This is a genomic window from Paenibacillus piri, from assembly GCF_004354045.1.
Lineage (GTDB): Bacteria > Bacillota > Bacilli > Paenibacillales > NBRC-103111 > Paenibacillus_S > Paenibacillus_S piri.
This window is the reverse complement of sequence record NZ_SMRT01000002.1, coordinates 356,697-380,597: the sequence shown is the minus strand read 5'-3', so window position 1 is coordinate 380,597 and position 23,901 is coordinate 356,697. Positions and strand designations below refer to the sequence as shown.

At 45.3% G+C, this 23,901-nt stretch carries 22 protein-coding genes and 1 pseudogene; all 23 read right to left on the bottom strand.

All coding sequences use genetic code 11. The features are described from left to right. Positions 1-83: 83 nt before the first annotated feature. The gene (locus E1757_RS06550; protein ID WP_133226041.1) at positions 84-2,141 is read right to left on the bottom strand and encodes an alpha-amylase family protein; all 2,058 of its coding nucleotides are present in this window, start codon (positions 2,139-2,141) and stop codon (positions 84-86) included. A gap of 199 nt (positions 2,142-2,340) precedes the next feature. Further along, entirely contained in the window at positions 2,341-3,096 is a 756-nt protein-coding gene (locus tag E1757_RS06545; protein ID WP_165971982.1) for a helix-turn-helix domain-containing protein, read from the bottom strand. A gap of 265 nt (positions 3,097-3,361) precedes the next feature. Further along, complete coding sequence (locus E1757_RS06540; RefSeq protein WP_165971981.1) at positions 3,362-4,255, bottom strand: PdxA family dehydrogenase; 894 nt, start codon at positions 4,253-4,255, stop codon at positions 3,362-3,364. Positions 4,256-4,344: 89 nt separating this feature from the next. Then, on the bottom strand, positions 4,345-5,262 hold the full coding sequence (locus E1757_RS06535) for a nucleoside hydrolase (RefSeq protein WP_133226038.1): 918 nt from the start codon (positions 5,260-5,262) through the stop codon (positions 4,345-4,347). A gap of 39 nt (positions 5,263-5,301) precedes the next feature. Beyond that, positions 5,302-6,177, bottom strand: coding sequence for a carbohydrate ABC transporter permease (locus tag E1757_RS06530; RefSeq protein ID WP_246079045.1), 876 nt, complete (start codon positions 6,175-6,177; stop codon positions 5,302-5,304). Between the two features lie 21 nt (positions 6,178-6,198). Beyond that, complete coding sequence (locus E1757_RS06525; RefSeq protein WP_133226037.1) at positions 6,199-7,071, bottom strand: carbohydrate ABC transporter permease; 873 nt, start codon at positions 7,069-7,071, stop codon at positions 6,199-6,201. 13 nt (positions 7,072-7,084) lie between these two features. Beyond that, positions 7,085-8,383 carry an ABC transporter substrate-binding protein gene (locus E1757_RS06520; protein ID WP_133226036.1) on the bottom strand — a complete coding sequence of 433 codons (1,299 nt, stop codon included), beginning with the start codon at positions 8,381-8,383 and terminating at the stop codon, positions 7,085-7,087. Between the two features lie 148 nt (positions 8,384-8,531). Continuing rightward, positions 8,532-8,687 carry a helix-turn-helix domain-containing protein gene (locus E1757_RS37160; protein WP_425464828.1) on the bottom strand — a complete coding sequence of 52 codons (156 nt, stop codon included), beginning with the start codon at positions 8,685-8,687 and terminating at the stop codon, positions 8,532-8,534. Positions 8,688-8,733: 46 nt separating this feature from the next. Next, a complete protein-coding gene (locus E1757_RS06510; protein WP_133226035.1) occupies positions 8,734-9,774 on the bottom strand; it encodes a response regulator in 1,041 nt (346 codons plus the stop codon). Beyond that, positions 9,771-11,552 (bottom strand): cache domain-containing sensor histidine kinase, encoded by a 1,782-nt coding sequence (locus tag E1757_RS06505; RefSeq protein ID WP_165971980.1) that lies wholly within the window; start codon positions 11,550-11,552, stop codon positions 9,771-9,773. The genes E1757_RS06510 and E1757_RS06505 overlap by 4 nt, the downstream gene beginning before the upstream one ends. A 254-nt stretch (positions 11,553-11,806) precedes the next feature. Further along, positions 11,807-12,697 (bottom strand): class I SAM-dependent methyltransferase, encoded by an 891-nt coding sequence (locus E1757_RS06500; protein ID WP_133226033.1) that lies wholly within the window; start codon positions 12,695-12,697, stop codon positions 11,807-11,809. Between the two features lie 57 nt (positions 12,698-12,754). Continuing rightward, positions 12,755-13,907: pseudogene (locus E1757_RS06495) on the bottom strand (MFS transporter). Next, positions 13,904-14,821, bottom strand: coding sequence for an NAD(P)/FAD-dependent oxidoreductase (locus E1757_RS06490; RefSeq protein WP_133226032.1), 918 nt, complete (start codon positions 14,819-14,821; stop codon positions 13,904-13,906). Before E1757_RS06490 ends, E1757_RS06495 begins: the two are co-directional and overlap by 4 nt. A 57-nt stretch (positions 14,822-14,878) precedes the next feature. Continuing rightward, positions 14,879-15,364 (bottom strand): RrF2 family transcriptional regulator, encoded by a 486-nt coding sequence (locus E1757_RS06485; protein WP_133226031.1) that lies wholly within the window; start codon positions 15,362-15,364, stop codon positions 14,879-14,881. Positions 15,365-15,513: 149 nt separating this feature from the next. Then, the gene (locus E1757_RS06480) at positions 15,514-15,927 is read right to left on the bottom strand and encodes a hypothetical protein (protein WP_133226030.1); all 414 of its coding nucleotides are present in this window, start codon (positions 15,925-15,927) and stop codon (positions 15,514-15,516) included. 186 nt (positions 15,928-16,113) lie between these two features. Then, complete coding sequence (locus E1757_RS06475; protein ID WP_133226029.1) at positions 16,114-16,563, bottom strand: HIT family protein; 450 nt, start codon at positions 16,561-16,563, stop codon at positions 16,114-16,116. Positions 16,564-16,626: 63 nt separating this feature from the next. Then, the gene (locus tag E1757_RS06470; protein ID WP_133226028.1) at positions 16,627-17,199 is read right to left on the bottom strand and encodes a DJ-1/PfpI family protein; all 573 of its coding nucleotides are present in this window, start codon (positions 17,197-17,199) and stop codon (positions 16,627-16,629) included. A gap of 509 nt (positions 17,200-17,708) precedes the next feature. Next, positions 17,709-17,921, bottom strand: coding sequence for a hypothetical protein (locus E1757_RS06465; protein ID WP_133226027.1), 213 nt, complete (start codon positions 17,919-17,921; stop codon positions 17,709-17,711). Positions 17,922-18,202: 281 nt separating this feature from the next. Further along, the gene (locus tag E1757_RS06460; RefSeq protein ID WP_133226026.1) at positions 18,203-19,291 is read right to left on the bottom strand and encodes a mandelate racemase/muconate lactonizing enzyme family protein; all 1,089 of its coding nucleotides are present in this window, start codon (positions 19,289-19,291) and stop codon (positions 18,203-18,205) included. Continuing rightward, positions 19,288-20,280: a 2-hydroxyacid dehydrogenase gene (locus E1757_RS06455; RefSeq protein WP_133226025.1), complete on the bottom strand. Its 993-nt coding sequence runs from the start codon at positions 20,278-20,280 to the stop codon at positions 19,288-19,290. Before E1757_RS06455 ends, E1757_RS06460 begins: the two co-directional genes overlap by 4 nt. Beyond that, positions 20,277-21,506, bottom strand: a complete 1,230-nt coding sequence (locus E1757_RS06450) for a hydroxyacid-oxoacid transhydrogenase (RefSeq protein WP_133226024.1) — start codon at positions 21,504-21,506, stop codon at positions 20,277-20,279. Before E1757_RS06450 ends, E1757_RS06455 begins: the two co-directional genes overlap by 4 nt. A gap of 21 nt (positions 21,507-21,527) precedes the next feature. Beyond that, positions 21,528-22,970, bottom strand: coding sequence for an aldehyde dehydrogenase family protein (locus E1757_RS06445; RefSeq protein ID WP_133226023.1), 1,443 nt, complete (start codon positions 22,968-22,970; stop codon positions 21,528-21,530). 44 nt (positions 22,971-23,014) lie between these two features. Further along, positions 23,015-23,893, bottom strand: coding sequence for a carbohydrate ABC transporter permease (locus tag E1757_RS06440; RefSeq protein WP_133226022.1), 879 nt, complete (start codon positions 23,891-23,893; stop codon positions 23,015-23,017). Between the last annotated feature and the right edge of the window lie 8 nt (positions 23,894-23,901).

The window sequence follows — 23,901 nt, the reverse complement described above, 5'->3', positions numbered from 1 at the left end:
CACCCGGCTGTATCAAGGATTTCCGCGGATAGCACTTTATTGCAACGGGCACACTGGACCGCTAAACCGCTGTATGCCGACGGTTAGAACTCAACGCGAACCATATCCCATACACCTAACTCTGCCAGTTCTGCCGTTAAAACGCCATTGTTAACTTCATAGTAAACAGGTTGGCCCGATATACGGGCTGCAACATCTTTTACCTGCTGACCCAGCTCCAGCTTCAATGAAAACTTGATGTTATGGCAGGGAATGTTCTCCTTAAGCGGCCGCTGTCCAACTCCATTGACGAAATGCAGCAATAAGAGGTTGTCCTTCTTAAACACGCTGGTCTGTACACCGCGAGGAGCATCAACTTCCAAGTGTTTCTTTTCCCCCAGCATGATGTCAATATAGGCTCCAATTAATATACAGAAGTCGTCTAGCCCATATTCTCTAAATAGCCGGCTAGGCTCATAAGGCAAGAACATGACTTTCCCTTTCTTGAATGTACTTACCATACATAATGGCACTTGGGTTTGGGCTGCCGGCAGGCTGGCCCGCTCCGGCGGCGCGCCGACAGAATCCGCAGGGGCAAAAGGCGGCACCCAGGTTGCATAGACCTCGGTGTCGGATTTCGGAACACAGAACCCTACTCTACCGCGAAGCGGAACCAGGTTGGTTTCCCCGAGCTTGGTGCGTAGAACGTTGCCTGCGGGCTCAATACGCTGATAGGTTGCCACCATTTGCTCGCTGCAGACAATCTGCCCTTCAGTTCCGAGCAGGTGGAGGATAGGACTGAGCTCGATCCCGGAAGTGCCTTCCACAATCAAATGCCCGCCACCGGCCACATATTCCTCAAATAACCTGCCTGCATCTTCAGGAAAAACGAAACCTTTTGGAACGACTACAACAGGGTACCGTTTCATTTTCTCAAGCTCAAGCTGATAATGTGTCATCATATCGAATTCAATATGGTTGCTGATCAGTCCGTCAGCCCAGCCCTGGACGTATGTGCCGTCGTCACTAAGCAACTGCACCTGTGATGCGCAATTTGCCTCATCCATGTCATCTTCTACTTTTTTGATCATTTGGTTGAGTCGGGTAACGCCATCCAGGATTCTTTTATCTTCGATTGTATCGCAAAATCCCGTAAGTGTGGACCAATGCGCCCCGCCGTTTGCCTTAATCTGCGCGGACCAATAGAGGAATTCCGGCACCGGTAACCCCACATGCCGCCAATCCATCCCCGGTTGGGCGTGAATAATGCCGATGGGCGAAGGCAGTCCCTCCACAGTCCGCCCCATCTTCATGCGAATAGCCGGCTCGCTCCATTCAGGGAGGTTCTTTTGTCCATGAGAAAGCACGTCCTGCGCTTCGGTGCAAAGCATATTCCCCGTTTTGCTGCGCTCGTTGATATTATCTGCAGGCAAGGTCATGTTGGCTCCCAGATCGAGTTTAAAAGGAAAATAATAGCGCGTAAAAAGCTTGTCCGGAGCTTTAGTGCGCATCAGATCCCAATATTTCTGCGTACTCTCGGTGTTGCAGGAGGCTAACCAATCCGTTTCAAATTCAGAAGCTTTTTCCGGAATCGGTTTTCCGTATTTCTTCAGGTACTTTTCTTGGCATACACCGCACCAACACGATGAAGAGTAACCGCCGTTCCAAAAAATCCCGTCAACGTCGCCGTAGTTGTCCAAAATTTCGTTAATGACAGCGAGGCCTACCTCTTCATTTTGGTAGCCGTTATTAATGCAGGTAGTGTATAGCCTCCGCCATAGGCCGGGACGGTCATTGCCCCGTGGAATGAGGGATCCGTCCGGTTTGCGGGCGAACCATTGCGGGTTCTGATGGTAGATATAATCCTCGGCCATTGCAAAATCGAATCTGGCAATCACCTTGATATTCCGGGCATGGCATGCGTTCAATATTTCACGCAAAATATCCCTTCCGTCCTCCATATATTCATTGACATAATGGAACCGCACTTTGCTTGGATACCATGCCACGATGCCGCCGGCGTTAATTGTAATGACATTGGCGCCCATCTCTTCCGATTCGCGCGCGATTTTTTCCGCGTCCATCAGGGGAGCGTCCTTCGATTGCAGGTTGAACTGTATGATGCGAAGCGGCATTTGCCACCATAATCTTTGTGAATTCATCTCGAACACCTCTCTGAAATTGATTTTCAAGCAGTTGTTAAGCGTTTCCAATCGCTTGTATATTTATTTTAGCATCATCATTTTAGGAACATTTATATAAAACTGTAATTCCTTTATGGATTCATATGTATTTTTTCAATAAAAAGGTCCCGAGAGCGGATACTTTCCAAGTGTCCAACTCTCGGGTCGCGGTTCACCCTTATCTAACGGCACCTCTGTTTTCGAAAGAAGCCGAATTCATTTTGATTTTATATTCTTTGGGGGAGAGCCCGGTATACTTTTTGAAAAGAGCCGAGAAATGACTGACATGCTTAAAAGATAGCATGGTCGCCACATCGTTGATTGAGTAAGACGAGAAATAAGAGAACAGGAGTCGTGCCTCTTTGATCTTTTGCTTATGGATAAAAGTGGAGAGGTTAATGCCTGTTTCACAATAAAACAGATTCGACAGGTAATCGGGACTTATTTGTTGCCTGCCGGCAAGATCCTTTACTTTCAGTTCATCAAAAATATGCTGTTGGATATAGCGGATGCACTTCTCCACGCGAAGAGAATAAGCATGCTTCTCCTCCTCTTTAATGATCCGGATAAACAATTGTATGGCATTGTCGAGATAATGGATTAACTCGTTGCGGTTGGTCACACTGCTAATATCGGCTATTATGATTTCACCTAACGAGCAGGCTTTTTCACTATTTACATTATGATCAATAGCAATACGTATTGCGGTATCAATGATGCGAATTGCATTAGCCCGGTCATTGAGTACAGCTTCCTCCTTAGACATACGGTCCGGTAGGGGGGATATTCTATACTTGTTCAATACATCCCGCATTAAATGGATATCCCCCTTTTCCAGGGATAATTTAATACACTTCTCCAATTCATAATACTGATAGATATATCCGCTTTGTTTGCGTTCCATTGCACGCTTCAGCCATTCGTTCTGATTCACAGTCATCTCCCCTTGCTCAATCCAGTAAAAGGCGTGTCGTTACTCCTAGAATCGTCCCCTAATTGGGACGTCGCGTATGTCGACAGCAATGATTTGAACATTCTCACCTTAGCAGCGCGGCATATCCGTTGGCATAACTTTCCCGTAGTAATGGCTATTTTCCTGTAATATTACTATAACATTTCCTTCCATTGTATGTCCAAACCACCTAATAAATATAAAGAAAGGCCAACCAGTAATCTCTGGCTGGCCAAATAATGATGTATCAGAAACCCGCCAATTTAATCGCTACTTTCATGGCGTTTATCATAGCTACGGGATTTGCTGCTCCTTGTCCCGAGATGTCAAAGGCGGTGCCATGTGCCGGAGTCGTTACAACTACGGGCAGACCACCGCTGATGGTGACCCCTCTGTTGAAACCCAGCAGTTTCATCCCTGTCTGTGCTTGATCGTGATACATTCCAACCAAGCAATCAAAAGGCTTAGTATTTAAGCGAAGATAAATAGTATCTGCAGGATACGGCCCTTCCACCCGGATGCCCATCTCCAGAGCATCTTTAATAGCGGGACTGATCGCCTGAATTTCTTCCATTCCCATTAGCCCCCCATCTCCGGCATGAGGGTTAAATGCAGCTACGGCAATGCTCGGCTGCTGAATGCCCGCCTTCGACAAGATATCATGGGCAAAGCGGATAGTCCTTCCTACACGTTCCTTTGTGATCAGGGAAGCCACCTCCTTCAGTGGCACATGAGAGGTTACCCGTGTCACCCATAAATCTCCCATTACGTTAATCTCACTAAAACCCTCCGTGCAGTCCAGCAAACTTGCGAAAAAATGTATTTCATCTTTAAAGTGATAGCCTCCCCGATATAATGCCTCTTTGTTCAAGGGCGCATATACGACTCCGTTCAAACGCTGCTTCTTGGCCAACTTTAACGCATATTCCAATACTTCCCCGCAAGCCTTTTCACAATCAACCGAAAGGGTGCCAAGTTTATATTGCTCGGGGTTCAAAGTGTGTAAATCGATTAAATAAACTTCATTTTCATCATCCACTTGTTCAATATCTTCAATCTTTCGATAAGAAAAGACTTGACCTGCAACCGATTGACCTTGGCGAAAAATATGTTCATCACCGATAAGCACCCAAGTTGCCAATGCTTTTACTTCTTCCAACATGTCGATTAATGTGGCGGGAACAGGCCCTTATCCCTATTAATCGACAGTCTCTATTTCTTTGCTAAACCTTACTTCCGCTTCTCTGCAAATAAGGCAAGTTTTGCATAAAAATCTTCCATAATGAATCTGCTGTCTATATGTTTATAAACCCGTATCGGCCGGTTGTCCGGACTTTCAATATATTTATAGTCATCAGTAAATTGCGGCGCCGGAACCAGATCATAATGATACGCGTGCTCAAAAAGGAGCAGCCCTACAACCGGCGAATCGCCCAAGCACCAACACTCGCCTGTTCGGTATGAGCTTCGTATTGCATGTACGGATTGCCCGTATTCTACCAATTGATCGAATAAGTATTTTCCAATTTCCCGGTGGGGTCTAACCCTATGCTCCAGCTCCGCAATAGAAACAATAACTTGCTGATATACGTCTCTGGGAACTTGCCAAACGGGAACCTTTGATTTAAAAACCAAATTAGCCGCATGGATATCGTTGTGCAAATTGTACTCGGGTCCGCCATTCGGATAAGCCCCGCCGCCTATCCATATTACAGTTAGCTTGTCCGCAATTCGCGGCTCCATAAGCAGCGCTGAAGCCATATCGGTGAGGGGCCCCAAGAAAGTAACAAATAATGGTCTCGGGTCGTCGGACAGCGCTTCTCGAATAATTAATTCGGCGCCTTCGGACGGAACCGGCGTTGTTTCATCTTTAAGTGAATGGGTTGCCCCGCGGAATATTAAACCGTTTTTGGGAATGGACATCAGATCGAAAATAGTTTCTATTTCCTTATAGCTGTCTTCCATACTGGTTTTTGTTTTCGCATCTCCGAAGTGGGCTGCGATAAACCCCCGGTTATCAAATCTTGGACTTAACAGAGTATGGACGATGGCATATTGGTCGTCGCCTTCATTTTTAGCATCCGTGTTTGTAATCACCCGAATCATTTGTTCCTTTGGCACTGTAAAGGCATATTGATTATAGTTCATTTGAATCGCTCCTTTTTTAGGGTTGGTTGTGGTTATCTATTATCCTTTTACTGAACCGGATAACCCGGAAACAAAAAATTTCTGGAACAATAAATAAACGGTAAAAATCGGAATAACCGAAAATAATACGCCTGCATTCAATAGCCCGTAATTGGTCCCGTATTCCCCTTTGAAATTCATCAGACCTGAAGGGACTGTCCGCAATTCATCAGATATAATAAAGATCTGGGCCAGCAAAAATTCATTCCAGGTATGAAGAAAATCAAGAATGACCAGGGTGGCCACCGCGGGCATCGCAATTGGCATTATAATCCGCCAATATATTCCGAAATCGGAACAACCGTCCATCTTGGCCGCCTCATCCAGCTCTCTAGGAATCGACCGAAAAAATCCGCGTAACACCAGGATCGCAAAGGGCAGACCAAAGCCGATATACAAGATGATCAGGCCGGTATGTGTATCGATCAAGCCCGTTTTGCTTAACATCAAATTAAGCGGAATCAGTGTCGCTTGAAACGGGATCATCATACCGGTCAAAAAGAACGAAAACGTTGAATTGCTCCAGCGGTAATTTTGCCTTGTTAATGCAAACGCTGCGAGCGATGCTATAAATATGCCGAGAGGCACTTTAATTAATGAAATACTAAAGCTGTTCTTCATAAACAGACCCATTTTCCCTGCTGTCCATGCCTCTGTAAAGTTAGACCACTTTATCGTTTTTGGCATTTCATAAAAGGCGCCGGAGAAAAAATCCGCAGGACTTTTCAAGGCTGTAAATGCCATAAATACGATGGGAAGCAGCCAAATGAAACTAAAAACAATTAAAAAGAAATAGGAAACAATAACCGGTGTTCTGCTTCTTACCCTTCCTATTGCATTGCTCTTCTGCAGGGTCATCTCCGATGCCGGATTCATAGAATTGCTCCTTCCGCGCGATTATACATGTGATTGTTTAGACATATGCATGATATACGGAATTGTAATGGCCATAACAAGAATAACGAGAATCCACGAAATGGCGGAGCCCACCCCCAAGTTATGGAATTGAAACGTCTGATAATACATCCATGATGCCAACACTTGCGTGCTCTGGGCAGGTCCCCCGCCCGTCATGGCATAGATCGTATCAAACACTTTCATGGAGCCGATTAGTGTAGTGGCGAACACAATGACGAAGGTTTCTCTCAGCATAGGAACGGTGACATAAATAAAAACTTGGAGCTTATTGGCGCCCTCTACTTTGGCGGCTTCATACGGGTCTGAAGGGATGGACTGCAGCCCTGCCAAGAAAAGGATCATAGGGGCACCCACATGATGCCAGGTTGACGCAATAAATACGGAAAGAAGCGCCAATTTAGGATTGGATAACCATTCCACCGGCTCGAATCCGATCCCCCGGAGGATTTCATTAAAAACACCGAATTCAGGATGATACATCCACGACCACATCAGCGATACAACAATTCCTGACAAAACATACGGGAAGTAAAAAACACCTCTGAAAATAATCATTCCACGCAGCTTGTAATTGATGATCATCGCTAACGACAAGCCCAACACCGTTGTAGCAACCAAGGAACCTGTCGTCCAAAGAAAGTTGTTTCTTAGTGCTGTATAAAAAACCGAGTCCCCGGTGAAAAGGGTTACATAATTTTGAAGACCTACAAAAACCTTTGCCGTATTAATAGAACCGTTCCAACTAAAAAAACTAAGGTAAAGCGTATAGATGGACGGATAAACAATCACTGCCAAATGAAAAAAAAGCGCGGGTAATAAGAAAATAAGCGGTTTAGCTAAACGTACATTCATGCCATCATCTCCGTCACTTTTTATTGACCTTATACTTTTCCACTTCTTCTTGCATGAACTTGGCCGCACGTTCTGGCGTCATATCCCCTGTAACAATTGAGTCTTGTGCTTGGAAGAACTTTTGAATAATTTCCTGCGGCAATGCTTGATCCGTGATTAAATACGTTCCGCCTTCCAACGCTTGTACAAATTTTTTAAGGTGCGGCATATCTGAAGTTATAGGCGCGCCGATCGAAGCTAACGGCGGATTCAAGATGGAACCAAGCTTTTCAGCGGTTTTCGGGTTCACTGAGAATTCGGCGAATTGGATTGCCGCCTCTTGTACTTCAGGCGAAGACTTCTTGTTAATCTGGTACATATCGACATAGCTGGAAATCCTTAAAGGCGTTTGATCGGTTGGAAATGGAAAATACCCATACAAATTCAAGTCTTGCTGATCCTTATTCATAGTGACATCAAAAGTCGGGTTTTCCAATACCATGGCTGCCGTAGCTTTGTAGAAGGCGATTTTGGTTTCAGTCGGATCTAACGTAAGGAACCCTTTTGGAAAATAGCCGTTATCCGACCATTCCTTCCATTTTTTATAAGCTGCAACTACCTTGGGATTATCCCACGACTCTTTAAAACTCTTAAGACCATCATTCAAGGAAGAGCCTGCATAATGTTCAATTAAGCTTTCCATGAATCTCATCGTAAGCCAACCGCCTTTGCCGGCCGTTGAAATCGGTGTGATCCCGTTTTCCTTTAATGTTTTTAAAATCTTTTCGAAATCATCAAATGTTTTTGGCTCTAGCAGTTTATATTTCTCAAAAATGTCCTTACGGTAATAAATCCCCATTCCTCTGACATGCTGGGGAACCCCGGACAATTGTCCGCTTAATGTAGCCAGATCCAATGTAGATTTCAGGTACTTTTGGTCCCAATTATTTTTCTTGGCATATTCGGTAAGATCAAGTGTGAATCCGTTTTCAGGATAATAAGAACCTAACGTCCCTCCCCAGTTATACCACATATCCGGCAGCTTCCCTGATGCTGCGGCTACCCTCAGTGCTTCCTTATGGGGATCGGTAGCTCTGGTGCTCAGCTTAATTTCAATATTAGGATGTTCCTTTATAAATTCTTTCTTCACTGCCTCAGCAGCGTCGGCAGGGTTTCCGGTTAGTGTCCATAATTCAACAACAATTTTTTTTGCCGGTTGGTCTGCTTTGTTTTCTCCACCTTTACTGTTCGCTGAGTTCTGTGGCGAGCTACATCCTAATACGAATGAACCTGTCAGCAATAAACTTAACCCTACAAGCCCTGGTTTCTTCATTTCGTCACCTTCCAAAATTTATTGTGGTCTCGTAATTATTATCAAATAAATCGTACCTGGTTGATACAGGGTAAAAACGGTTTTTTTTGTGTTTATACGGTGCTTATTCCCCTAAATATCAAAAAGAGCGGGACCTCTCCCGCTCGCCTCACTTTATTTCATTTTTATATTCTAGTGGAGTTACCCCTACTCTTTTTTTAAATAAATGCGTGAAGTGAGCGGGATCATGATATCCAATTTTCTCGCATACTTCATAAATCTTTATTGCCGGATCGGACGATAGCAGCTCCTTTGCCTTTTCAATCCTTAACTTGATTAGATAACTGGAAAAAGGTTCGTTGGTTACTTCCTTAAATTATTTTGCCCAAATAATCGGGACTTAAATAAACTTCTTCAGCAATCGTTTTTAAGGAAAGCTCTGTAGAGCACAACCGCTTCTGCATTAATTCCAACACAAGAGCGACGACTCTCCGGTTCTTTTTAGGCTCCAGATTGTGAATGTACTCAGGTGAAAGGGGCCGCGGGGAATCTTTAATTTCGTTATAGTTCACGATCGGCCCCAAATCTTTTTTCTTTGCCGCCTCCAGAGCTTGTACGCTTTCCATATATATTCGGGATGTTTCATTAAGCTGTTCACACAGCCCGGATAAACCGATAAGAAGCTTAATCTTTAATATCATTTCAATTTGTTTATACAAGCTTTGCGCCATTTTTTTCTCTATTCCCGAAAACTCACGGTTAATGAAGGCGATTACAACAATATGGGTTTCGTTTATAACCGTAAATATATTTCCATACGGCTTCAAAAATTCCTCAGTAACATTTTTTATGGCCGATAAAGCGGTAGGTAAGTTCCATCTTTCGACGCCTTCATCGATATAACAGCTCATGATACAAATTTTATTAAATTCCGGTATGATCGAATCGTCAAAATAAGGCATTGGAATACCTATGAGTAAATCGTCCAACCTTTTTTCAAGCATATCTTTTTGCCTTCGTACATTTAACTTTTTCTCATTCTCTTCACCCTGGATCGACCTATTGACTCTGTTGATTGCCTTGAGAATCGATTCAATGGAAGCGGGTTTTAATAGATAATCCATTACTCCGAAACGGATCGCCTCTTGTGCATATTCAATATCTTTATAACCTGTAAGTAAAATAACTTTAGTATGCGGAGAATGAACATCCATGTATTGTATTAATTGCATCCCATCCATACCCGGCATACGAATGTCTGATATGACCAAATCGAAGCTTTGCTTTTGCATATAATGAACAGCCTCTTCCCCATCCTTGGCTGTATGAATATTTTCCCAGCCCGCGCTTTCAATCATTTCCTTTAATGTACGCAAAACAAATGGCTCATCATCCACAATTAATATATTCATTCTTGTTCTCCCTCGTTTACTATAGGAATATTCAATTCCACCTTTAATCCTCCTAAATGACTATGACTTAAAGCGATTCCATACATTTTTCCATAAATCAATTGAATCCGGTGCTGCAAATTTGGCAGTCCTAAACCGGTATGCAAAGTTTTGGAATGGTCTATTTCCATATCAAAATCTAAAGCTTTAGCCATCTGTTCAGAAGTCATGCCTATTCCGCTGTCCTCAATAATAAGATTCAGATTATTTCCATTTCGTGAAATATGGATATGGATGTCCCATCTCTCGCTTTTCATCGGTTCCAGACCATGGATAACTGCATTCTCGACAACAGGCTGCAGTATCAGTTTCATCACCGGGTACTTCAATAACTGTTCGTCTACATAAATAATAATATTCAACTTATCTTCGTAACGAGCCCGCTGCAGCTTTATGAAACGGTTCAATTGATCCAGGTCATCCTGTAGAGTAACAAATTCCGAACCCGGTTGAACGCTATATCTAAGCAGCTCACTTAGTGTCAGGACCATATCGGAAACCCGGTTTTGCTTGTCCATAACGGCATAATAATAAATAATATTCAAGCAGTTATACAAAAAGTGAGGTTGAAACTGCGCCTTCATCGCGATAAGTTGGGCCTGATTTTCTCTAACCTTTCGGTCGGATAAATCTCTGATAGTCTGATTCAAATTCATGATCATATTATTAAAACTGTCATACAGAATGTAAACCTCCCGGTTAACCATCTTCGCTTTGTATGTTGAAATTTTCCCTTTTTCAATGCCGCTAAGATGGCGGGCTAACTTGCGAATAGGCTTAACCAGAGACCAGGAAAAAAATGCTGTCAATAAAAAAGCAGCCAAGATTCCCAGTAATCCAATAATCACAATACTTTGCTGTACTTTATGTAAATCATTGAAAACCGATGTTTTTTTAACATAGGCTACCACAGTCCAGTTGCTGTACGAGGAGGAGGACGAAGTAAGATAGTTCAACTCACCGTCTATCTCTACCTGAGGAAACTGTTCATCTTTATTACCGATCTTGTCTAGTAATCCTTGATCCAATCTCAAGCCAATCTCTTGTACATCCGTGGAATACACGATTTGTCCGAATTGATCCAGCACCTGTACTTTAGCAGAATTATCAATAAAATTCCCTATCGTTCTTTGCATGACTTCCATAGGAATTATTATCAACATATAGCCAATTCCTCGCGACTTGGAAGAAAAATAATCATTAATTTGCCTAACCGCTAAAACACCGTTGATCATATTGGTTTTTGTATGCGAATCCTTATAGTAAAGGTCATTAGAAGTCCAAACCATGCTTCCCCGCGCTTGGATAACATGAGAATACCATTTCATTTTTTTAATCTCGTTGCTCCAGGAGGAATAAAAAGCGGGTCTGTAGTACAGATCCACGATCTCTATCAAAATATCATTTGATACATAAGCTTCTTCATGCGTGATTACTTTTTGTAATCCAATGGTATTAATTTTATTCTCACCTATGATTTGATTGGATTGATACAAATAGTTTTGCGTTTCCGGATTATACGAAATTCTTTGCGATAAATGATCGTATTCCCCTAACAATACGTCAATTTTCCCTCTCATTTGAGTAACGGATTCTTCCAGATATTGAATCGTCTTATTAAGGACTATCTGAGATGAAAAGAGGTAAGTAAAATAACTGATTAATGAAATTATAATTAACAAGATAACTGAAAAACCGACTATCAATTGAGAAAAGATCGTTGGATGTTTTCTTACCAAATCCCATCCTCCAGTACCAGGATAATATATTTTACAGTTTATAATAATACTCATTTATAATAAAGGGATTTCATGTCATTATGAAACTGTTAGATGATCATTCCCATTCCGCAAACCGGTATGCTCGCACGGCGTTTACAAACTTCTATTTACGTAGCAAGACGACCAGAGCATCTCTGCTGGTCGCCTCGCTAATTTTCCTATATGTGATCTCTGATTTTTCTGGAATGAATACGCAATCCGCCTTTTCAGACTCAAATCTCTCTCATGTACATGTTCTGATCCTGCAATCGAATCAGTACCTTGCCAAAACGTCCGCCTTCATGGATGACGACTTTTCCGGACGGATAGGCTTGCTCCAAATAGTCTGCAATGATATTCCGATTCCGCTCATCAACAGGCAGACGGTGATGGCCAAGCCAAGTCATCGCTTCCTGCAACGCCGTTTCTATGGAGACCTCTTTCGTTTTCCCTTCCCGCGTGATCAACGATTCGTATGCATAACCTTTAAGATACAGCAGATGCAGCAAATATCCCATTTCCGTAAGCTTCGAATGGTAGGGCTGCCCGGTGACGAGCGGCCAAACCTCCTTTACCAGACTGTGCTCCGTATGTAGTACCGGCATACTGATATAACAGAACTTTCGAGCGCACTGTAGCACCTTCTCCACGATCTCCCAATTGTGAATGACCGGGCTCATCGAGGCGAAGACGAGATCGAAGGCCTGGTTCCAGCCCTTGGCCTCTACGTCAATATCTTCAAACGGTACGGGTACAATCTTCATCTGGTCTTCGGCAAAGTTCGAGATGTTTTCTTCCAGCAATTCGATCAGCGGGGGAGAAGTCTCTACGGCGGTTACACGGGCCCCCCGCTCCGCAAACGGCACCGAGAACACGCCCGATGCGGCTCCAATATCCAGCACGGAGGCATTTTCGAATCGAACTCCTTGTCCTTCAAGCCAGTTCATGATTCGTTTGGTTCGCTTTCTTCCTTCTTCGTTAAACGATTGTTCGTTGAAGATCTTGGCCTTATGGTCAAAAGATCTGGTAAGATCGATTCCATTCTTTTTCATCCTGTTGATTTTCAAATCGGACTCGTCTTTCCATGCTTTTCCCCATATGGCTGCATTAAAAAAATCGTTCATGAATATTCCCCACGCTTTCCTTATGGTTTATGGATTCCACTAAACGAACGGTCCGATTCATCCTGCCGCCTGTTCATGTTCCGGCGATTTCCCTTTACGGAGAAAGAGGCCGAGTACGAGCGCAACGATCGCGATGATGACGCCGAACCAGAACGCGTTGTTGATACCGGCTGCGAGTCCTTTGGCGATTTCCGCCGGAGCCTGCGCATCGCTCGCTCCGCTCAAGTAATGCTTCTGTCCGCCCGACATAATACTGATGTACAGGGCAGTACCGATTGCGCCGGACACCTGCTGCAACGTGTTTAAGATCGCTGTCCCGTGCGGGTGCAGATGGCTTGGCAGCTGGTTAAGCCCCGCTGTCTGTGCGGGCATCATCACTAGCGCGATGCCAATCATCAGTGCGATGTGAACGGCGACGAGGAAGCCGGTGCTCGTCGCTTCGTCGAATCGGGTGAATTGCCACAGTGAGATAACAGCGATAACCAATCCAGGGATGACCAGAACGCGCGGCCCAAACTTGTCAAACAGCTTGCCTGAGACCGGCGCCATGAACCCGTTCACAATCCCGCCAGGAAGGAGGATCAAACCGGACTTGAATGCTGTTACCATAAGCACGCCTTGCATAAACATCGGAAGCATGATCGCCGATGAGAAAAAGGTCATCATAAGCACAAACAGCAGCACCGCGACAAGCGCAAATGTCGGATATTTAAATTCACGTAAATCCATGACAGGCTGCTTCAATATTAGCTGCCTCCAGACGAACAGCAACAACGCAACGCCACCCGCCGCGATCGTCCAGATGACTGCCGGTTCCGACCAACCGTGTTCGCCGGCACTGCTGAACCCATAGACGATTCCGCCAAAGCCGATCGTCGACAACCTGACTAATCCGCCCGACCAGCAGTACGCCGAATGCCGGCGATACCGCCGAGATGACCGTACCGACGAAGAACAGACTCATTGCCGACAGAAATATTTGCCGGGTCGTGAACCATTGCTGCAGGATTGCGGTCACCGGAACAAGCACGCCAACGACGAGCATGAAGGCAGTGGAAAGCCACTGGGCCGTCGCTGCAGACACATCAAACGATTTCATCAATTCGGGAAGGGCATTGCCCATCAACGTTTCGTTCAAAGCGGCGACGAACAGGCCGATAATCAGGGCAAACATGATCGGGCCGCGCTTGATATTGTTCAAATTACTCATCCTTTTCTCCCCCAAGCCTCTGTATTCAGTTCATTGTTGATGACTGCAGCGGCAAATGCGCCCATCGAAGCCGCAGCTATGGCCTGATGCATTCGCGATGCTGCATCTCCGGCGCTATAGACGCCCGGGATGTTCGTTTTTCCGAATTCATCGACGACGATCGCCCCCCATTCCGTAATCTCGCATCCGATCGTTTGCGGTAAGTCCGATCCTGTAACCAGATCCGGCTTGAAAAAGATCCCCGTGCATGGAACGATCGTCCCGTCTTCAAGCATGACTTGACGAACGATCCCATCGCTAGAGTCGATGTGCCGAATCGGTGAGTCGAACAGAGGTACTTGATTCCGCTGGAGCTCCTCGCGCTCGGCATCCGTCAGTTCATCGGGGCCATTCGTGCAGACGGAAAAACGGTTCGTCCAGCCGGATATGAGTGGAGCGAAATGCATAAGCTCAGCCCCCTTCGTAATGATGACAAGCGGCTGATCCCTTAACTCCCAGCCGTCGCAATACGGGCAGACGAAAGCGCTTTTCCCGTATACCTCCGCCAGTCCCGGAATGTTGAGCGGCCGATCCTTCATGCCGACGGCAAACAATACCTTCTTGCTAGCAAAAGTTTGTCCTTGCGCAGTCTTAATTTGAAACTGGCCGTCCGTTCCCGCAATCGACACAGCGGTTTCCGCTATGAAAGACACGGAGGGATAAGCGCTAATTTCTTCCTTCGCAATTCGCCGAAATTCGCTCGGACTGATCCCGTCGCGGGTAAGAAACCCGTGGGCCTCGCGAGTCACGGCGTTGCGGGGACGGCCTTCATCGATCACCGCCACCTTTTTCCTCGCCCTCCCCAGCACCAGGGCGGCGTTCAACCCAGCCGGTCCGCCGCCAATAATTGCCACATCGAAAAGTTGTTTTTCCATCGCCAACTCACACCTCCATAGATCTATAATATCCATAATTATAGCGCAAGAAGCATATTACTTCTTGTTTGCCTCATGGTTGCAACGCTTGAAAGCCATATCCAGTACCGACTGGATCGTGTGTTCCCGCAAGTATTGGTGCAGATGCTGTTCCGCACCGTTCATCACCTTCTCAACCAAACATTCGCTCTTTCCTGAACATTCGTGATCCCGCTGTGCAGCTCCCTCTTCCGCTAACAAACGATGCTGCTGCGAGCTCGTATTCGAGCATTCGAACAACTGCTGCCTTCCTTCAATCACTTGAATCACATCAAGAAACGTAATCTGATCGGTCGACCGTGCAAGCTCGTAACCGCCGTTCACCCCTGGCACAGCACGTACGATTCCATCCTGCCTCAGCTTGGACATGATTTTGGATAAATAGCTTTCCGAAACGCCAAGTGTCGTGGATAATTCCTTGATTCCGATGTTGTTGCGACGCTCCGAGTGACCCAAATGAATCAAGGCGTGCAGGGCGTAATCTGTACTTTTGGAGAACTGCATGTTTCCCTCCTCCCTCCTAAAATTATTATTATGGACCTACAATGTCCATAATATACGATTTGACTCCAATTTGCAATGACATTGTTATCCGAACTTCGGCTTCCAGTGGCGAGTTTTAAAATCGATGCTGATTTTCCAGATTAAACTCTTTATTTAACCGGCTCCTCACGTTTCAACCTGGCTAATTTTACCCCTAATAATGTAATTGGAATCTCCGCAATTAAAGCAACCAACTTATACCAAATAGGCGATGGATCGCCTGTTGCAAAACTATAGGAGGACATGGCGAGCCCAATTACCCCGATAAAGGCCGCATTAAAATATTCGGATTTTTTAGCAGTTCGAGCGCATATATAACCACCTAACATAGACCATGCTAGCCCAGTAATTAATAAGATACCTAAAATCAAATGATCGGAATAAACTTCGTTGAAATTATCTGTACTGATTCCCTTTACACTGAAATACCCCAAAACCAATAACCCGGTACTCAAATAAGTACCTGTTAAATTGACTATAAACCCAAGAAGGATTGCTTTTATTTTAAATTCATCAAGTTTCATATAGGTTCCCCATGTTTTATAATATCTCCATTTGGCAAGGAGTTTCCTGTCCAGTTTGAAGCCACTATTTTAAAAATATTCAAACAGGTCATCACCTTTTCCGCAAATTGATAACCTTTTCATTATACAACAATCGGCCATATATGAAAATATGCCTATAGCGCCGTCCATTTTTCGCAGCAGGGGTTATATAATTTTTCCCAACTCTTTTAATAGTCTATTCTTTAATTCCTCTAATGCGTCATTACTTGGCTTAACACTTTCCGAATACATAATTTCTTTGGGAGTCCACCAAACCGGAGATTTAGGGTTAGGTTCTGTTAACCGTCTTGGGAAAATGTGCCAATGCATATGAGAATCACCATTTCCTAGAAGTTCATAGTTAAGCTTATCTGGTTTGAACGCTTTATAAACTGCTTCAGATACTTTGCTCATTTCAACCAAAAACTTCTGCTTATAATCGCTATCTAATTCATGAAGCTCATTCTTATGTTCCTTACAAAGAAATAGCGCGTATCCTTCGAAATATTGATGATCCCCAATTACCACATAGCCAGTTTCAAGTTCAGCTACAAAATATTTATTTGAGCCTTCCTTAATCATGCTAATGCGATTGCAAATCAAGCAATTTCCCATTGCTGGCCCCCCCAATATTAGTTCAATTATTTCAATCCACGCTCCTGCATAAGGAGCGCATGTTTACCTATCCATTATATCTTTAAACAGCTGTTCTCTTTCCTCATTTTTACCTTGATAAATACCCAAGTAATCAAAAATTTCAAAAGAAAAATCAACAAATGCGCGACCCTTTGCAGTAATGACATGGCCGTCTCGCACTACACGCTGATCCAGGAAATTTTCGCGCGGGAATGGATTTTCAACGCCTAATTCATGGATTTTTTCTATGGAGCAAGAAGTAGTGAATTTCCTTCTATTTAATACGCCGGCTCTACCCAGATATTGCGGACCGTGACAGATTGCAGCTATCAACTTCTCTTCTTGATCGAGTTTATTTATAAGCACAGTCAATTCAATTTTTTGGGTTCGAATCGGGCCGCCAGGGATTATGAGTCCCTCGATATCATTCAGTTCCATTGCTTCATTAACTGTCAGGTTAGGTTTATAATACAAGCCGGATTCACTGACTACCGTCTCATAATTATACCCCATTGACAAGACTTCTTTTTCTCCAACATTCTTCATTTTATGAAATGCAAGTGTAATCTCAAAATCGGCAAATTGATCTGATATAAAACAAATGATTTTCCCCATTTATCGCACCCCGATTACTATTATTTGTTTTAATGGAGGGCTGCCGCCTGTAATTCAGTTCGACCGCATAGACCGGCGCAAACCCGACTCTATTATTTTATCAAATTCTTCTTAATTCTTCCAAAGCCACGGGCAAAATGCTTACTTCTTTCCTTACTTTGGGTTCAAAAAAAAAGAAAGAGCCTTTGGTTGGCTCTCTTACCTGCTATTATTTCTCAGTGGGAGAAATGAATTATACATCCCTAGCGCTGTTATTTGATTTTTTGAATCAATGACCGTCTTACAGTATGCGATAGTATCTCCCATCGATTTGTCTTCTAATTTTGAATAATTGTAGCCTTCCCTGACCCGTATTCCTTCTCATTGTTGACTAAGGTTACGGTAGTCCCGCAATAGCTAACGACCGATTGCTCCCGATACTTTTCGCTAAAAACCTGGTCGCCGACTTTCGCGAACAAAGTCGCGGCAAATAAGATCAAACCTATTAAATTTGCCGGGCACGCAGGGTATTACTGTAATGACCGGGAGATTGCTTCATGTAACGTTGAAAGATACGGCATAAGTTCCGTTCCGAAAATTATAAAATACGCAATGCCCGGCAAAGCCATAAATAAAAGAAATTTATTTTTGGTTATCGCTCTCACTGCCATTTTCCAGCCTGCTGCTTTTTTATGCAATGGCAGGACTGCTGTTGATCCCCGGTGTGTGTTTGATGGTGCCATGACTTGTTCTCTCTCCTTCAATTTGAAAAATAGGTATACCGTATTATTAGCCGTTATGCAATTATTCGCAATATTACATTTTTGCCCGGGTTCGACGGCACATTTTTGGTCAAGTTTTCCTCATGATATCAAAACGCAAACCAGACATCACAACAAACGATTCTTAAGAAAATTAATGCAAGCTAGTCCGGCAAATGAAAAGAGGGGCATCGAAATGCCCCTTGATTGACAATGGTGAAATACTTACAGCCCGCTTCTCCAAAAGTCTGCTAACGTACCTCTTACATTATACTTATAGCCGCTTCCCGCACTTTGTTTTCTACTACCTCCAGTCCAAGCCCTGGTCCTTCGGGCAGAAACAGATACCCGTCTTTATACTCCAATTGATTATTAAATAGTGCCGAAAGCTCCTCCCGGTGACCGGTAAACTCCTGATGGTACATGGCATTTGATACAGAAGCGCAGAAATGCAGGCTTGCCGCTGTGCCAATGGTCGGCTGAGTATTATGCACAACAATCGGTTTACTCCAAGCCTCGCATAAAGCCGCAATTTTCTTCGCTTCGGTAATTCCTCCGCATTTGACTATATCAGGCTGAACGATGTCCGGTTTTCCCTGCAATATCAAGTCACGGAACTGCCACAAGGTATATTCGTGTTCTCCGGCGCTGACAGGAGTATCAAGCGCATCCGCAACCTGGGCCATTGCAATGTAATCATGCTGCGGTGTCGGTTCCTCCAACCAGGCAAGGCCGACGTTCTCCTCCAAATAACGTCCTACCTGAATCGCTTTGTGCGCCGTGTAACCATTATTGGGGTCAAATGCAATTCTCACATCATCTCCAACCGCTTTACGTATCGCCTTAATCATGGACAACCCCGGGTCGTTTTTATATTCACCCTTTAGCGGACCGTAGTTCATTCTCAATTTTACAGTATCGAAGCCTTTTTCCACATTAGCGGCCATAATTTTGGCAACCTCATCTACGGTTGCTTTTCTATCCCAGCCGTAGCTGAAATAGATTTGTACCCGGTCCCGAAAGCGTCCGCCAATCAACTGGTAAATCGGTTTGTTTGTTACTTTTCCGATAATATCCCAGATCGCGATATCGATGCCGGAAATCGTTTCTAGCAGTGAGCCCGACGGGCCGAGTTTGTATGGCCTTAAAAACATTTTCTCCCACAAAACTTCAACATCAAACGGATCATTGCCAATCACAAGCGGTTTAAGAGAATGCACGGCCATGGCTTGCAGTACATGGCCTCCCATGGGAGAGCATTCGCCCCACCCGCTAATCCCTTCGTCAGTATCCAATTTGATGAATAAACTTCCCCAAGGCAATAGATAAGACGTTAAATTCGTAATAATCATTTGATTTCCTCCCCGGATTTTAAATAGCTTTCTTGATTTATGCAATACAATAGCGGCTCTCCCTTTAATCCTTGCAATATATTTTGCGCGGTGATTTTTGCCATGTTGAATCTCGTCTCTAACGTAGCGCTTCCAATATGGGGAAGGACAACGACATTTTCCAGAGTCAGCAGCGGATGATCCGGTCTTATCGGCTCCTTCTCAAATACGTCAAGTCCTGCTCCCCAAATGGTACGTTCCTTGAGTGCGGTAAAAAGCGCCGCTTCATCCACATTGCTTCCTCTGGAGGTATTCACCAGAATAGCGTTAGACTTCATCAGAGACAATTCCCTTTTCCCAATCATCTTTCGCGTTTCCGGCGTAGCGGGAGCCAGCATCACAACAAAATCGGAGGCTTGCAATAATTCATCAAGCGGGCTGTATTCAGCCCCTAATTGTTGTTCCAGCTCTTCCCTTCGTCTCCGGTTATGATACAAAATCCGCATCCCGAATCCGCAAGCTCTTCTCGCTACCCCTTGGCCAATCCCCCCCATCCCGATAATGCCAAGCGTGGCATTATATATGTTTTGCCCGGTTAACAGCATGGGTCCCCAGCCTCTCCAACTGCCCTCCAAGATGTAGTTCATTCCTTCCACAACTTTTCTCGCCGTGGCGAGCATGAGCGCAAATGTCAGATCGGCCACCGCTTCTGAAAGCACATCCGGGGTATGTCCGACCGGGATTCCTCTTCTTGTTGCTTCTGCGATATCGATATTATCAAATCCAACGGCCATCGTGCCGACGACCTTTAGCTTTGCAGCCGCTTGAAATACTTCCAGGTCTATTCGGTCGGATACATTGGTAAATATCGCGTCGGCATCCTTTACTTGCTCCAATAACAGCGCCCTCGGCATCGGTTCGATGTCTTCGTTCCACATGTACGTCGTACAGCTCTGATCCAACAGCTGTTTCAAGCTATCCGGTATGGCTCTGGTGATGACCACTTTCATGAAATCGTCTCCTCGAAAGAATAGGCATGTTCAAGAAGCTGAAGGAATCCCTCCACCGTCGGCGTGCGCGGATTGTTCCGAATCAGCCTTTCGATCTGGATCGCCTTAGCCGCAATCTCCGGCAGCTGTTCCCTTGAAATACCGATGGAGCTTAAGTGTGTAGGCAGCCCGGTTTGCCGCAAAAGCTCAATAAGGCGGGAGACGACAGCTTGGATAGTCTCCGTAGACGAAAGGTGAGCACCAAGGGGACGGATATGTAAGGCTTGAGCTAGCCGGTCCATCTTGTCGCCCGTTGTCCGGGCATTGAATTCGACCACATAAGGGAGCAGCAGGCCGGTTACTTCACCGTGCGGGGACTTGGTCAGTCCTCCGACCGGATAGGCCAAAGCATGGGCAGCAGCCGTGCCGGCATTGGAAAAAGCCAAGCCGGCCAATAAGCTGCCAAGCAGCATGTTGGATCGTGCTTCAACATTCGAACCTTGTTGCACGGCGGTGATCAAGTTTCCGGAAATCAGCTCGATTGCCCGCAAAGCCAGCGTATCGCTGATAGGTGCCGAACCTTGAAACAAAATATCGCCTTCAGCCTGGATATATTTATAATCCTTGGCCAAGTATGCTTCGATGGCATGCGATAAAGCATCGATGCCCGAGCATGCCGTCACATAGGGCGGCAATTGAAGCGTCAGCTCAGGATCGAGCAGCGCAACGGCCGGTCGCAAATAATTGTTGGAAATGCCCACTTTCATGTTGTTATCCGTATCCGTCACGACGGCAACCGATGTGACCTCCGAGCCGGTACCGGCTGTAGTGGGAATGGCAATGAGCGGGGCGATCGGCGATGGAATGGCGTTTTCGCCAAAATAATCTTGCGGTCGCCCCCCGTGCGCCATGAGCAGAGCAACGATTTTCGCCAAATCGATGCTGCTGCCGCCGCCTAATCCGATAATCGCATCCGCCGGGGTATCCGATTTGGCAATCTCGTAGCACTGCAAAGCAACGGAAATCGGCGGTTCCGGTGTCGTATCGTCAAACACGCTGACATGGAAGTTGTCCTTTTCCAAAATATTCATCACCAACCGGAGAATGCCGGATTGAACGATGCCTTTATCGGTAATGAGAAATACATTTCGGGCATTCAGCTTGGTTAAAACTGACCCGAGTTTATAAATCGCGCCATGTCCGAATACAATTTTACCGCTGGGGAAAAATTCCCACTGGTTTCTCATGCTTAGACCACCTCAACTCGACTAATTTCCTAAATCGATGACCACTAATTTTTCGTTTGTCATTTCCTTAACGGCATACCGCGGGCCTTCTTTACCATAGCCGCTGTCCTTCACACCGCCATAAGGCATAATATCGGCTCTAAAAGTGGAAACATCGTTAATGATCACACCGCCAAAATCCAACTCCCTGGCTGCCCGCAGCGCCAATTGCAGATCGGAGGTGAAAATGCCCGCCTGCAGGCCGTAATTGGAATCGTTCGCCGCTTGCATAACTTCGTCCATTTCCTGATAGGCGATAATGCAAATTACCGGCGCAAACACCTCCTGGCACACTACCTTCATTGAGGGTAAGGCATGGGTCAGGATCGTCGGATCAAGAACCGGACCCTTCCGTTTCCCGCCGCAGGCAACGATCGCTCCCTGCTGAACCGCCTCCTGGATCCACTGTTCCGCCCGCTCCGCTTCTCTCTCCGAAATCATCGGACCGATATCGGTTTCTTCCAGCTCAGGGTTTCCGGTCACAAGGGCGGAAGCCACCTCAACCGCTTTATCAACAAATGTAGGATAGACGTCTTGGTGCACATACACCCTCTGCACGGAAATACACGCTTGGCCTGCGTTCGCAAAGCCCCTCGTTACACACAATCGGGCCGCCTTATCCAAATCAGGGGCATCCTTATGAACAATATTCGGAGAATTGCTCCCGAGCTCCAGAGTCACCTTGCGAATCCCGGAGGCGGCTTTGATCTGTTTGCCTACTTCCGTGCTTCCGGTGAACGTATACATGGAAATGCGAGGGTCCTCCAACAAATACTGTCCGATCTCTCTGCCGGGCCCATTGACGATATTTAAAAAACCAGGCGGAAGACCTGCCTCAAGCAATATATCCGCCATCTTGGCAGCGGTTTGCGGAGTCGTTCCGGCGGGCTTCAATATCACCGTGTTGCCTGCAGCAAGAGCCGGCGCAATTTTATGGGCAACCAAATTAAAGGGAAAATTGAACGGTGTGATTGCGCATACGATACCGACAGGGACACGCAGGGTGAAGGCCATTTTATTGTCGTTACCCGGTTGTCCTTGAACGGGGATTTCTTGTCCATGCAATCTTTTCGCCTCTTCCGCTGAAGCAATGAACGTCTGAATGCCCCGTTCAACCTCCATTCGCGCATCCTTTAACACTTTGCCCCCTTCCCGGACAATCGTTAAGGCAAGCTCTTCTTTACGCTGCCGAAAGATTTCAGCGGCTTGTAATAAAATTTCATAACGTCGGTGAGGGGGCAACTGTTTCGTCAGGAACGTTTCCCGCACATTATGAACTGCCTGGTCTACCTCTTCGCGCGACGATTTGACCGCCCTGGCAATCAGCTCGCCCGTATACTTATGAAAGACATCATACGTTGCTTGACCGGTTACCCACTGTCCGTTAATTAAATTCCCTAAAGTTTCAACTGTATGGATAGGCATTCCTTCATTCCTCCCGAAATCATGATTATGCACTTGGCGTTTCTCTACCCTTTGATGGAACCGATCATCACCCCTTTGGCGAAATGTTTTTGAAGAAACGGATAAACAAGCAGAATGGGAAGCATCGCCAGTACTACTGCGGCCATTCGAATCGTTTCCTGCGGAATCATTTTATCGTCATTGGCACCGGCTGCAGCAATCCCATTCGAATCCGAATCGATGATGAGCGTTTTGATCAAAAGCTGCAGCGTCCATTTCTTCGTATCGGTGAGATATATGAGCGCATTAAAATAACTGTTCCAGTGCGCTACCGCAAAAAACAACGTGAAAGCGGCTATCGCTGGCATCGATAGAGGGATGATGATGCGGATAAATACCATAAGATCATTGCACCCGTCAATTCGGGCGGCATCCTCCAGCTCTTCCGGAAGAGAATCCATAAAACTTTTTACAACAATCAAACTCCAGGCATTAGTCAAACTGGGTATTATCAATGCCCAATATGAATTGAGCAATCCCATTTGTTTCACCAATAAATAGCTGGGGATGATCCCCGCGTTGAAAAGCAAAGTGAATATGACGCAGCCAAGCATAAAGTTTCTTCCAAGCATCATTTTTTTCGTCAGCCCGTATGCCATGGTGAACGTAATAACCAGATTGAGAATGGTGCCTGCAACCGTTATGAATCCCGTGCTTTTCAGTGAATTGATAAAACTGTCGGTAGACAATATATACTTATACGACGCAAAAGAGAATTCTTTGGGAATCAAATAAAAGGTAAAGGGAATATATGCATCAGGATTCGTCAGAGATACGCTGAACACATATATAAAAGGAAACACGCTGACGAGCGAAATAATTGAAAGTAATGTATAATTCACATAATCAAACGGCGTCAAACCTTTCTTTTGTACAAAACTCATGGTCTCCT